General features: G+C 71.4%; 11 protein-coding genes. 6 read left to right on the forward strand and 5 right to left on the reverse strand.

Annotated features, from left to right (window positions below; genetic code table 11):
• Positions 1-118: 118 nt before the first annotated feature.
• On the reverse strand, positions 119-1,351 hold the full coding sequence (locus tag ODJ79_RS38830) for an MFS transporter (protein WP_263028696.1): 1,233 nt from the start codon (positions 1,349-1,351) through the stop codon (positions 119-121).
• Between the two features lie 73 nt (positions 1,352-1,424).
• Between ODJ79_RS38830 and ODJ79_RS38835 the strand changes: the two genes are divergently transcribed.
• From ODJ79_RS38835 to ODJ79_RS38850, 4 genes are read left to right on the forward strand one after another with little or no spacing between them, the layout of a single operon-like run.
• On the forward strand, positions 1,425-2,441 hold the full coding sequence (locus ODJ79_RS38835) for a LacI family DNA-binding transcriptional regulator (protein WP_263028697.1): 1,017 nt from the start codon (positions 1,425-1,427) through the stop codon (positions 2,439-2,441).
• Positions 2,438-3,055 carry a nicotinamide riboside transporter PnuC gene (pnuC, locus tag ODJ79_RS38840; protein WP_263028698.1) on the forward strand — a complete coding sequence of 206 codons (618 nt, stop codon included), beginning with the start codon at positions 2,438-2,440 and terminating at the stop codon, positions 3,053-3,055. The genes ODJ79_RS38835 and pnuC overlap by 4 nt, the downstream gene beginning before the upstream one ends.
• The gene (locus tag ODJ79_RS38845; RefSeq protein WP_263028699.1) at positions 3,052-4,137 is read left to right on the forward strand and encodes an AAA family ATPase; all 1,086 of its coding nucleotides are present in this window, start codon (positions 3,052-3,054) and stop codon (positions 4,135-4,137) included. The genes pnuC and ODJ79_RS38845 overlap by 4 nt, the downstream gene beginning before the upstream one ends.
• A 14-nt stretch (positions 4,138-4,151) precedes the next feature.
• Positions 4,152-4,718, forward strand: coding sequence for a hypothetical protein (locus ODJ79_RS38850; protein ID WP_263028700.1), 567 nt, complete (start codon positions 4,152-4,154; stop codon positions 4,716-4,718).
• Between the two features lie 6 nt (positions 4,719-4,724).
• Here the strand turns inward: ODJ79_RS38850 and ODJ79_RS38855 are convergent, their stop codons facing one another.
• Positions 4,725-6,260 carry a sensor domain-containing diguanylate cyclase gene (locus tag ODJ79_RS38855; protein ID WP_263028701.1) on the reverse strand — a complete coding sequence of 512 codons (1,536 nt, stop codon included), beginning with the start codon at positions 6,258-6,260 and terminating at the stop codon, positions 4,725-4,727.
• An 81-nt stretch (positions 6,261-6,341) separates the two neighbouring features.
• Positions 6,342-7,052 carry a TetR/AcrR family transcriptional regulator gene (locus tag ODJ79_RS38860; protein ID WP_263028702.1) on the reverse strand — a complete coding sequence of 237 codons (711 nt, stop codon included), beginning with the start codon at positions 7,050-7,052 and terminating at the stop codon, positions 6,342-6,344.
• A gap of 84 nt (positions 7,053-7,136) precedes the next feature.
• Between ODJ79_RS38860 and ODJ79_RS38865 the strand changes: the two genes are divergently transcribed.
• Positions 7,137-8,801 (forward strand): MFS transporter, encoded by a 1,665-nt coding sequence (locus ODJ79_RS38865; RefSeq protein WP_263028703.1) that lies wholly within the window; start codon positions 7,137-7,139, stop codon positions 8,799-8,801.
• On the opposite strand, the gene ODJ79_RS38870 is transcribed toward ODJ79_RS38865, so the two are convergent.
• On the reverse strand, positions 8,795-9,199 hold the full coding sequence (locus ODJ79_RS38870) for a rhodanese-like domain-containing protein (RefSeq protein WP_263028752.1): 405 nt from the start codon (positions 9,197-9,199) through the stop codon (positions 8,795-8,797). The two genes, ODJ79_RS38865 and ODJ79_RS38870, sit on opposite strands and share 7 nt — an antisense overlap.
• A gap of 80 nt (positions 9,200-9,279) precedes the next feature.
• A complete protein-coding gene (locus tag ODJ79_RS38875) occupies positions 9,280-9,753 on the reverse strand; it encodes a cysteine dioxygenase (protein ID WP_263028704.1) in 474 nt (157 codons plus the stop codon).
• Positions 9,754-10,538: 785 nt separating this feature from the next.
• Here ODJ79_RS38875 and ODJ79_RS38880 point away from each other — a divergent pair.
• Positions 10,539-11,759, forward strand: coding sequence for a neprosin family prolyl endopeptidase (locus tag ODJ79_RS38880; RefSeq protein ID WP_263028705.1), 1,221 nt, complete (start codon positions 10,539-10,541; stop codon positions 11,757-11,759).
• Positions 11,760-11,853: the final 94 nt, after the last annotated feature.

The raw sequence follows: 11,853 nt of genomic DNA on the forward strand, positions 1-11,853 counted from the left end.
GGGCCGGCGGGGGGGGGGGGGGGGTGGGGGGGGGGGGGGGGTGGGCGGTTGGGGGGGTTGGGGGCCGGCGGGCGGGTCTGCGCTGCGGGCCGCCGCCGCCACGACCCGCGCGGCTTTCCTAAACCAGCGCCGGCTCCGGGTGCTCGGCCGCCGCCGTGGCTCGGGCGTCCAGCCGGAAGCTCAGCACCGCCAGCGCCAGGCCCGCGGCCGCCAGCCCCACCCCGATCCAAGCCGACCCCAGATACCCCCACCCCGCCGCGATTGCCGCGCCGCCCAGGGCCGCGCCCACGCTGTTGGCGATGTTGCTGGCCGACTGGTTGACCGCGGCGCCCATCAGTTGGGCGCCGGGCGCCACCGCGATCAGCCGCGCCTGCAGCGCCGGGCCGGTGAACAGGCTGGCCGCGCCGACCAGGAACGCCCCGGCGAACAGGCCGGCGGGGTGCCGGGCGATCAGGCCGAACAGTGCCACCGTGCCGATGATCCCGCCGAGGCCGAGCAGCACGCTGCGCCGGAGGTTGCGGTCCGCGGCGAAACCGCCGACCGCGTTGCCGACGGTCATGCCTACGCCCATCACGGCCAGCACCCACGGGACGGCCGACTCGCTCAGGCCGGCGACGTGCGTGGTGACCGGGGCGATGTAGCTGTTCACCGCGAAGAAGCCGCCGAAGCCGACCGCGGCGACCAGGGCCGCCAGCCAGACCTGGGGGAGCCGGAAGGCGGCCAGCTCGTCCCGCGGTGAGCCGTGCGGCGCGGCCGCCACCTCGGGCACCACCAGCAGCACGGCGAGCAGGGTGAGTGCGAAGACGCCGGCCACCGCGAGGTACGCGGCCCGCCAGCCGGCGGCCTGGCCGAGGCTGGTGATCAGCGGCACGCCGAAGACGTTGGCCGCGGTCAGGCCGCCCAGCACGATCGAGAAGCCGCGCCCGGCGCTGCCCGGGCCGAGCATGGCCGCGGCGAGCAGCCCGGCCGCACCGAAGTACGCGCCGTGGGCCAGTGCGGCGACGAACCGCCCGGCGAGGACCAGCCCGAAGGTTGGTGCGAGGGCGGAGGCGGCGGTGCCGATCACGAACAGCCCGAGCAGTCCGAGCACGAGCCGCCGGCGCGGCATCCGGGCGGTGAGCGCCGCGATCGTGGGCGCGCCGACCACCACGCCGAGCGCGTAGATCGTGATCATCCAGCCGGCCTTGGCGACCGCGTCGGCGCTGGAGTGCGCGTACGCGGCCGGCAGCAGGTCGCGGGCCATGTCGGGCAGCAGGCCCATCGCCACGAACTCGGTCAGACCCAGCCCGAAGCCGCCCAGGGCCAGGGTGAGCAGGGCGGCCCAACGCCGTCCGGCGGTCAGTCTCTCCACGTCAACAACTCTAGAACGTTCTAGGTCACAGCGTCATGGAACGTTCTAGTGATCACAAGTAGACTTCCCGGTCATGCGTGCAGGGGAGCGGCGGCCCACGCTGGCCGACGTGGCCGCCGAGGCGGGCGTGTCGGTCGCCCTGGTGTCGATCGTGATGCGGGACGCGCCGGGAGCGAGCGCGACCACCCGGGAACGCGTCCTGGAGGTGGCGCGCCGGCTCGACTACCAGCCGGACAGCCGGGCCCGGTTGCTGCGCAGCGGGGAGAGCCGGCTGCTCGGCGTGGTCTTCGCCGTTCAGCACCCGTTCCACGACGACATGCTCACCGGCCTGTACGACGCGGCCGACCGGATCGGCTACGAGCTGACGCTGAGCGCGGTGACCCCGCGCCGGGACGAGCGCACCGCGATCGCCGGGCTCCTGCAGGACCGGTGCGCCGGGCTGGTGCTGCTGGGCCCGCAGATCCCGACCGCCGAACTGGCCGCGCTGGCCGTACGGCTGCCGGTGGTGTCGATGATGCGCGGGGTGCGGCACAAGGCCGTCGACGTGGTGCGCACCGACGACCCCCGCGGGCTGCACCTGGCCGTGGACCATCTGGTGGCGCTCGGCCACACCCGGATCGCGCACGTCGACGGCGGTCGGTGGGTGGCGTCGGCCGAGCGCCGGCAGGGCTATCGCGAGGCCATGCGGCGGCACGGGCTCGACGCGTACGCCAAAGTGGTCTCGGGGGGTCCGGGCGAGGAGGACGGCGCCCGGGCGGCTCGGGAACTGCTGGGTGATCCGCCGACCGCGGTGACCGTGTTCAACGACCTGAGTGCCACCGGCCTGCTCGACGGGCTGCGGCGCGGCGGCCTGGACGTGCCCGGGGACGTCAGCGTGGTCGGCTACGACGACAGCAGCTTCAGCCGGCTCGCGCACATCGACCTGACCACGGTCGCCCAGGACATCGACACGATGGCGACGATGGCGGTGTCGCGCGCGGTCGACCGGATAGCGGGCGCGCACATCGTGCATCGGGAGACGGTGATCCCGCCGCGGCTGGTCGTCCGGGGCACCACCGGCCCGCCCGCGGCGGCGATACTCGCTCGATGATCGACTGGCTGACCTCCCCCGCGTTCACCGCCTTCGGCGCGCCGACCACCTGGGCCGAGGTGCTCGGCTTCGCCACCGGCCTGCTGAACGTGGCCCTGCTGATCCGGCAGCACATCCTCAACTGGCCGCTCGGCATCCTCAACGTCCTGCTGCTCATGGTGGTCTTCTGGTCGGCCGGCCTGTACGCCGACGCCGCCCTCCAGATCGTCTACGTCGTCCTCGGCTGCTACGGCTGGTGGGCATGGCTGTACGGCGGCGAGCGGCACAGCCGGCTGGTCGTCCGCTCGACCGCCGCCCGGGAGTGGCTCGCGCTGGGCGTCGCCGGAGTGCTGCTCACCGCGGCACTGTGGCTCTTCCTCGACCGGCTCACCGAGTCGACCGTGCCGTTCTTCGACGCGGTCACCACCGCGCTGTCGCTGCTCGCCACCTACGGCCAGACGCGCAAGCTGGTGGAGAACTGGTGGCTGTGGATCGCCGCCGATCTGATCTACATCCCGCTCTACGGCTACAAGGACCTTTGGCTGACCGCGATCCTGTACGTGGTGTTCCTCGCGCTCTGCATCGCCGGCCTGCGTGCGTGGCGGACCGCCCAGCGACTGGTGGCCGCGGCGTGAGGTACGGGCACGGGCTGATCGTCGGCAAGTTCTACCCACCGCACCTCGGGCACCACGCGCTGATCGAGGCGGCCGAGCGGGCCTGCGAGCGGGTCACCGTGGTCGTCGCGCCGTCCTCGGCCGAGTCGGTGCCGCTCGAGCTGCGCCTCGCCTGGCTGCGCGAGGAGCACGGGCCGCGGGTGCGCTTCGTCGGCGTGCACGACGACCACCCGGTCGATTACGACGACCCGGCCGTGTGGGAACTGCACATGGCCGTCTTTCGCGCGGCCGCGGGTACCGACCGGGTGGATGCGGTCTTCTCTTCCGAGCCGTACGGGGTTGAGCTCGCCGCCCGCTTCCACGCCCGGCCGGTGATCGTCGACCTCGGCCGGGAGAAGGTGCCCGTCTCCGGCACCGCCGTGCGGGCCGACCCGGTCGGGAACTGGGAGATGCTCGGGCCGGGGGTGCGCGGCTGGCTCGCCAAGCGGGTCGTCGTGGTCGGCGCCGAGTCGAGCGGCACCACCACGATGGCCCGCGCGCTGGCTCGGCACTACCGGCTGCGCGGCGGCGTCTGGGCGCAGACCCGATGGGTGCCGGAGTACGGCCGGGAGCTCACCGAGCGCAAGCTGGCCGCGCTCGGGCCCGGCGCCACCGTCTTCGACGTCACCTGGGACCGGGACGATTTCGCGACCGTCGCGGCGACGCAGAACGCGATGGCCGACGCGGCGGCCCGGGCCGGGTCGCCGGTGCTGTTCTGCGACACCGACGCCTTCGCCACGACGATCTGGGAGGAGCGCTACCTGGGCGGCGCCTCGCCGGCGGTGTGGGAGCAGGTGCGCCGGCCCGACCTCTATCTGCTGACCGAGGACGCCGGGGTGCCGTTCGAGGACGACGGGCTGCGCGACGGGGAGCACCTGCGGCGCTGGATGACCGGGCGCTTCCGGGCCGAGTTGGGCGCTCTCGGCGTACGCCACCTGGTGTTGACCGGAAGTTATCGGCAGCGCCTGCGCGCGGCAGTGAGCGCGACCGACGAGCTGCTCGCGCGGGGTTGGGCGTTCGCGCCGCCGCTAAGCGTGGCGGCCCGCAGGCCGATCGGAGGGTAGGAGGGAGGGGTCGGATGCGAGGCCGGGCGTTCGTGCTGGCGCTGGCGGCGCTGCCGTTCGGGCTGACCGCCTGCGGCAGTGGCTCGACAACGACCGCCACCGGCACCGCCACCGTCACGCCGACCCCGACCAACGGGCCGTGGGTGCGGTACCAGTCGGGCAACCCGACAGCGCCGCCGGGCGGCTCCTACTTCACCGGAACGCCGCCGCCGGCGCTGCCCTCGGTGTCGTTCCTGTCGATGGGCTCGGGGTGCGCGGTGGACTGGCCGGACACGGGCCAGGTGTTCATCCCGATGAACATCACCCCGATCACCGGGGGCTTCAAGGTCGAATGGCCGTCCGCGTACGGGTCGTACTACCGGCTCGCGGCGGTGCGGCAGCTGGTGGTCGCGGGGCCGCAGCCGTCGCCGTCATGGCAGACGGTGCCGGCGGGTACGGGTTGCACGACCACGGCCACGATCACCGGGCTGACTTCGGGTGCGCCGTACATCGTCTGGCTGGACGCCCCGGACACGCCGCGCCGGATCGACGGCTCCCGAAGCCTCTACAGCGGCAGATCCGGCGTCCTCATCGTCAAGTAGCCACTGTCAGGAGGCGATGGTGTTGCGGCCGCTGAACTTGGCGGCGTAGAGGCGGTCGTCGGTGGCTCGGAACAGGGCGTCGCCGGTCATGTCGGGGGTCAGGGCGGCCAGGCCGACGCTCACCGTGAGACGGACGCCCGGGATGATGGCGGAGTGGGCCACCGCGGCCCGGATGCGTTCGGCCACCTCGCGGCCCACCCGCAGGTCGCCGCGGAGGAAGACGGTGAACTCGTCGCCGGCGTAGCGGACCGGGACGTCCTCGGTCCGGCAGTGGGCGCGCACGATGCGGGCCACCTCGCGCAGCGCGCGGTCGCCGACCGAGTGGGAGTACGCGTCGTTGACCGCCTTGAAATGGTCGACGTCGACCAGCAGCAGGACCAGCGGCGCGGCCAGCCGGCCCGAGTCGATGCGGTCGAGCAGCAGGTCGAAGCGGCGGCGGTTGCCCAGGCCGGTCAGCGGGTCGCGGAGCACCTCGCGCTCCGCCCGGGCCCGGGCTGCCTCGGCCTCCTCCTGCTGGCGGGCCTGGCGCAGCATCGCCACCCGCTGCAGGCGCACCCGCCACAGCTCGCGGGTCTGGCCGACGACCGCCTCGAACAGGTCGCGGCTGGACTGGCCGTCCTCGATCGCGAGAGCCGTGAGCGCCATCTCGAACCGGATGATCGGCAGCTCGTCGGGCCGGCCGCCGAAGGCGCACAGCTCGCCGGCCGCCACGATCTCTGTGCGGGCCGCCGCGAGGTCGCCGTGGGCGCGCAGGCTGATGCCCAGCGCGAGGTGCGCCATCCGGGCGTACTGAAAGCTCTCGGCCGCACGCAGCGGCATGATCGCCTCGCGGGCGAGTTTCTCCGCCGGGATCACGTCGCCGAGCTTGGCCAGGGCGAGCGCCAGCATCGCCGCGGCGCTCATGTCGTCGGGGCGCTGGTCGGCGTGCCGGCGGGTGATCGCGGCGCTGCGGTGCAGGCGTTCGGCCGCGTCGTCGTGCCGGCCGATGTGGTCGAGGCGCAGACCCCAGTAGAGCAGCGTCATCGCGTGCACCAGGTCGAACGCGCCGGTGGTCTCGCCGAGCTGCTCGTAGGAGGCGGAGGCGTTCTCGTACATCTCGGCGGCGGTGGCCGCCTCGGCGAACGAGCAGAGCGCCGAGGCCCGCCGGCCGCGGTCGGGGTGCGGGGCGTCCATCAGGACGGCGGCGCGGGCCAGGTTGCGCATGGCGTCGACGTAGCGGGACCGGAGGATGTCGAAGTGGGCCAGGTCGCACAGGGTTTTGGCCTCGCCGAGGGCGGAACCGTTCGCGCGGTGCAGGCGCAGCAACTCCTCGGCGAGCTCGGCGCCCTCCGGGTAGCGGCCCATGTGCAGGTTGGCGTACATCTTGCCCTGGATCAGGTAGGGAATGCTCTTGTGCTCGCCGCTCAGTCGGGCCAGCGCCAGGTACGCGTCGGCGGCGGCTATCGCCTCGTGGCCGCGGCCGGTGTTGGCCAGGCGGTGCACGCGCAGGACGAGCAGGTGCAGCGGACCGAACGCGGTGACCGGGACCGGCAGGCCTTCCATCGACCCAGTATCAACAAAACCACTCAGATCAACTACCGGTGACGACCAGGCATTGTCGATGTTGAAGACATCGTCGATCGCTCATTTCGTGACATATTTGTCCAGGCCGTCGACCAGCATGGCGAGGCCGAGCTCGAATCGGGCCTCAGCGCCGCCGCTGGCCATCTCGCGGGCGTACCTGCGGATGTTCGGGTAGAGATCCTCGGGGACCTGCTCGAAGTAGGCGACCAGGTCGTCGCTGAGCTGTGTGGTGAACGCCTCCTCGGTGCCGGCCTCGGTGACCGCGCCGCGCCAGATGGACATCTCGTACGCGTCGGCGGTGATGTAGAGGAAGATCCGGTCCATCGCCCAGGCCGCGATCTGGGGCGGGACGCCGCCGGACACCATCATGCCGATCATGGCGTCCGAGGCGCGCAGCGCGTTCGGCCCGGTGGGGATGGTGGCGAGCGCGGCACGGGCCAGATCATTGTGGTCGAGCAGCACGTTATGGCTGGTCCGGGCTATCTCGAGGACCTGCTCCTTCCACCGCGGGGGATCCAGCGCCGGGATCTCCATCATCCCGCAGACCTCGTCGAACATGAGCTGGAGCAGCTCGTCCTTGTTGGTCACGTGGGCATAGAGGCTGGACGGGCCGGTGTCGAACTCGGCCGCGACGCGCCGCATGCTGACCCCGTCGATGCCCTCCGCCTTCACGATCCGCAGCGCGGCCTGGACGATCTGGTCGCGGCCGAGCGGGTTCTTGGCGGGGCGCTGGGGTTTGATCGCCCGCCGGAGGAACGGCGACTCTTTCATCGTCGGATAACTTACTTGACGCGAACGGCGTTCGCCAGTAGAACAGTGTTCGTAGATTACGAACACCGTTCAGGGGGACTCCCGATGGAAGCCGTACTCGAAAAGACGGCCACCGCACCCGCCGCGTACCGATACCGGTGGGTCGCACTCTTCGTGATCCTGACCGTCGAGGTGATGGACCTGCTCGACGCGCTGGTCACCAACATCGCCGGACCGTCGATCCGCGCCGAGCTGGGCGGGGCGTACAGCCTGATCCAGTGGCTCGGCGCCGCGTACACCCTGGCCATGGCGATCGGCCTGCTCACCGGCGGCCGACTCGGCGACATATACGGCCGCCGCCGGATGTTCCTGATCGGCGCGGCCGGCTTCACGCTCGCCTCGCTCGCCTGCGGTCTCGCCCAGTCACCCGCCCAGCTGATCGTCGGCCGGGCGGTGCAGGGCCTGTTCGGCGCGATCATGCTGCCGCAGGGCCTCGGCATGATCAAGCAGATGTTCAACGACGAGGAGCAGGCCAAGGCGTTCGGCGCGTTCGGACCGGTGATGGGCCTGTCCTCGGTGGGCGGACCGATCCTGGCCGGCTGGCTGGTCGACGCGAACTACTTCGACTCCGGCTGGCGGATGATCTTCTTCATCAACCTGCCGCTCGGCCTGTTCGCGGTGTTCGGCGCGGTGCGGTTCCTGCCCGAGTTCAAGAGTGATCGGGCGCCCCGCCTCGACGTGCTGGGCGTGCTGCTCGCCGCGGTCGGCGCCTTCCTGCTGCTCTACCCGCTGGTGCAGGGCCGCGATCTGGACTGGCCGGTCTGGTGCTTCGTGCTGCTGGCCGCCGGGGTGATCGTGTTCGGCCTGTTCGCGCGCTACGAGACCCGTCGCGAGCGGCGCCGGCTCGACCCGCTGGTGACGCCCAGCCTGTTCCGTAAGCGCGCGTTCTCCGGCGGCCTCGCGGTCGGCCTGGTCTTCTTCGCCGCGCTGATCGGCACCGGCCTGGTCTTCACCTTCTACCTGCAGATCGGGCTGGGCTACTCGCCGCTCAAGGCCGGTCTCACCACGCTGCCGCAGGCGCTCGGCACGGTCGCCGGCTTCATCGCGGCGGGCGCCGGCCTGGCCGAGAAGCTGGGGCGCAAGCTGCTGCTGTTCGGCATGGCGGTGATGATCGTCGGCACCGCGGGCTTCGCGCTGACCGTACGGCTGGTGGGGGCGGACGTCACGCCGTACCACATGATCCCGGCCTTGGTGCTGCTCGGCTGCGGCATGGGTCTGGCGATGGCGCCGTTCTTCAACATCGTGCTGGCCGGCGTCGACCACGAGGAGACCGGCTCGGCCGCCGGGGCGCTGACCTCGGTGCAGCAGCTGGGCGGTGCCTTCGGCATCGCGGTGCTTGGCACGATCTTCTTCGCGATCCTGCCCGGCCAGGTGGTGTCGCACGTGGACAACTCGTCGGCCGAGCTGCGGACGGTGCTCACCACGGCGGGCGTGCCGTCCGACGCGCAGTCCGCGGTCACCACCGGGCTGCGGGACTGCCTACGCGACCGTACCGCCGAGGACGACCCCGACGCGGTGCCGGCCAGCTGCCAGGGTGCCGGCACACCGACCCCCCAGGTGCAGGCGTACGCCGAGGAGCAGGTGCGCGCCGGTTTCCAGGACGCGACGATCTGGACCACCGGCGTCACCCTGATCCTGCTGCTCCTCGCGTTCGGCCTGTCCTTCCTGCTCCCGAAGAAGGCCAGGCCGGACGCGGAGGGCGCTCACTGAGAACGGGTCACCGGCAGGCCGGCGTCTCGCCACGCGGCGAAACCGCCGGCCAGGTCGGTGGCCCGGTGCAGGCCCAGATCCTGCAGCGCGGCCGCGGCCAGGCTGCTGGTGTATCCCTCCTGACAGGTGACGATCACCTCGAGGTCGTACCGGTCGGCGAACGGCAGCCGGGCGTCGCTGCGGGGGTCGAGCCGCCATTCGAGCACGTTGCGTTCGATGATCACGGCGCCCGGGATCTCGCCGAACTCGGCGCGCTGGGCGGCCGGCCGGATGTCGATCAGGATCGCGCCCCGGCCCAGGGCCTCGGCCGTCGCCCGCGGGCCGGCGCGGTGCAGCCGGGCGCGGGCGCCCGCCAGGATCTCGACGATGCCGGCCGAGCCGGGCGGCGGGGCATTCAAGGTGCCGTCCGAGCCGGGCGGCGGGGCATCCAAGGTGCCGTCCGAGCCGGCCGGCCCGGCCTTCGAGGTGCTCGCCGGAGTCACCACTGCACTCCGGCCCGCTCGACGGTGAGCACCTCGAGGCCGCCGGCGCCCAGGCGGTAGCGGGTCATCGTGCTCAGCGCCGGACCGTACACGTGGATGCTCACCGCCGGCCGCGGCGAGCGGTTGGTGATCCGGTGGATGTGCCGGCTGCCGAACCGGCGGCCGGCGCCCTCGCCCAGCTCGCGGGCGGTGACCCGGGCGGCGCCACCGGCCGGGATCGTGACGGTGTCCTCGGTGAGCGTGCCGGCGAAGACGTGGAACGCGCCCGCCGAACCACCGTGGTCGTGCAGGTCGGTGCCCTGGCCGGGCAGCCAGGTGAGCAGCCAGGCCTCGTGGTCGTCGGCCGCGTGCAGGCGGTGGTACCACCGGTTGACCGGGTTGAAGCGTGGCGCCACCGGCCACTGCTCGGGGTCGGCGGCGTAGCGGGCGGCGAGGGCGAGATGGTCGAGGCGAAGGTCGACGGCGGTCACGGGAGCTCCTCGGTTTGCATACATTGCCTATCAGTCCTATAGGTTTATCGCCACAATGCGGCCAAGGCTAGTCCTCGGCACGGCAGGTTGGGCGGAAAGTCAGCCGATCAGTGTCGCGGAGCGCGAAAAACCCTGGTCAGCTGAGACAACGAGCGCTGGCGCAGTGCGCCAGATCGGTCGCCAGGTCGGCGACGAGAGGGATACCCGTCCGCTGCATGACGCTCATCGTGACGCGGTGGGTGATCAGTGGTCAAACCCGTTCCGTGATGTGGGAGGCGGCCCAGCCGTCGGCCGGACTCGGATCCGGCGGGACGCGACCTTGATGGCGAGGGCTCGGATTGATCGGCCCGAGGCACCTCGCGCAATTTCCGAGTCGAATTCGAGATGGCGGAGATGCCCGAACGGCGGCTGATGCGGATAAATCCGGACACATGACGAGCAATTCCGTCGCAAGCAGTCGCGGATCGCCGGAAGGCGCCCCAACACCCCGGTGAACAGCATGATCATCCAGGTCCAGTGGTCGATCCTGAAAGAAGCTCGTGGTACTTTGCCTCTTTCTGATCAAGGCGAAAGTCCGCCCTCCGCAATCGCGCCGACACGCTGTGTCGTCGAAATTGGACTTTGAATCACCGGATCGGTTCGCGGCCTCAGCCGTTAAGGCGGAAAACCCGTCGGCCGGGTCTCCTCGAATCGAGAAAGCTATATCGTGACGGGCGCCGCCGAGAACCGGTGCCGGAGGCTACCTCGCCCACACCTCCGACCCCACGACCAACGAGGACGGACACGTGTTGAAGTCACGCCGCGGCCTGCTGGCCGCCGGCCTTGCGGTCGCCGTGGTCGGCGCCTTGGGCGTCGCCTCGACCCTGAATGCGAGCGCGGATCAGATTGCCGGTAGCGATCCGATTGCGAGCGTCGATCCGACTGCGAGCGTCGATCCGACCGCGAGCACGGATCCGGATTCGAGCGCTCCCGATCAGGCGCTGGCCCCTGCCGCCCCGGCCGACTCCGCCAACGCCGAGGACATCGAGACGCCGCCCCCGCTGCTGCCCTGGGGCGCGCACCCGGAAGAAGTGAGCGTGGGCGCGGACGGCGCGAGCTCCCAGGCGCTGCGGTTGGGCGGTTTCGACGCCGCCGCCAACGACACGAGCGGCGCGACGGAGCCGGTAGGCCGATACGCGCCGAAGGGCCGCTGGGCGAGGGGCAATAGGTACCTGCAGACCGAGACAACCGACATCGTGCCGCCCGCGCCCCCGCCGACGGCGAGCGCCCCGGCGCCCGTGCCCAGCGGCTCGCCCGGCGACCCTACGGTCAACTTCATGTACAACGTCGGATCGCAGGCCGCCGAGTCGGACGGCGTCTACACCAACGTCTATATCGCCAAGCCGAAGCTGGACTCGGCCGACTACCACTCGCTCGGCGAGATGGCGTTGCAGTCGGCCGACACCAAGCAGACCGTCGAGGTCGGCTGGACCGTCGACCGTATCGTCAACGGCGACTCCGACCCGCACCTGTTCGTCTTCCACTGGATCAACAACGAGGCCACCTGCTACAACGGCTGCGGCTTCGTGCAGTACAGCAAGACCATCAAGCCGGGTGACACGCTCGCGCAGGACACCACCAAGAAGTTCGGCATCCAGTACTTCAACGGCGCCTGGTGGATCGCGTTCGACACGGAGTGGGTCGGCTACTTCCCGGAGCAGCTGTGGAACAACGCGGGCACCAAGTTCAACCGATCCGGCATGGTCCAGGTCTACGGTGAGGTGGCTGCCTCGACTCCCACGCCGTGCAAGCGTACCGAGATGGGCAACGGCGTCCCGGCCGAAAAGAAGGACAGCCCGTCGGCGTACATGGCGAGCATCTCGTACCTGAACGGCCCGACCGTGGACATGTACATGCGCACGAGCACCCCGGTCTACCCGCTGTACATCCTGAGTACCCGGTCGTTCCGGTACGGCGGGGACGGCTGTCCCCCGCCGTCGCCCTCACCCAGTCCGTCTTCCTCCTGAGGTTCTCTGTGACGCGATGCCCGGTCCCGGCGAGGGGACCGGGCATCGCCCTGTCTGCGCTCCGAGCGGCTCCGGTCGAACCGGCTTCACCATG

The organism is Actinoplanes sp. KI2 (assembly GCF_025630775.1).
Classification (GTDB): Bacteria; Actinomycetota; Actinomycetes; order Mycobacteriales; family Micromonosporaceae; genus Actinoplanes.

Coding starts and splice junctions, on each gene's coding strand:
- ODJ79_RS38850 (WP_263028700.1), top strand. CDS start 4,152: ATGCGAGGCCGGGCGTTCGTGCTGGCGCTGGCGGCGCTGCCGTTCGGG.
- ODJ79_RS38835 (WP_263028697.1), top strand. CDS start 1,425: ATGCGTGCAGGGGAGCGGCGGCCCACGCTGGCCGACGTGGCCGCCGAG.
- ODJ79_RS38860 (WP_263028702.1), bottom strand. CDS start 7,052: ATGAAAGAGTCGCCGTTCCTCCGGCGGGCGATCAAACCCCAGCGCCCC.
- ODJ79_RS38855 (WP_263028701.1), bottom strand. CDS start 6,260: ATGGAAGGCCTGCCGGTCCCGGTCACCGCGTTCGGTCCGCTGCACCTG.
- pnuC (WP_263028698.1), top strand. CDS start 2,438: ATGATCGACTGGCTGACCTCCCCCGCGTTCACCGCCTTCGGCGCGCCG.
- ODJ79_RS38865 (WP_263028703.1), top strand. CDS start 7,137: ATGGAAGCCGTACTCGAAAAGACGGCCACCGCACCCGCCGCGTACCGA.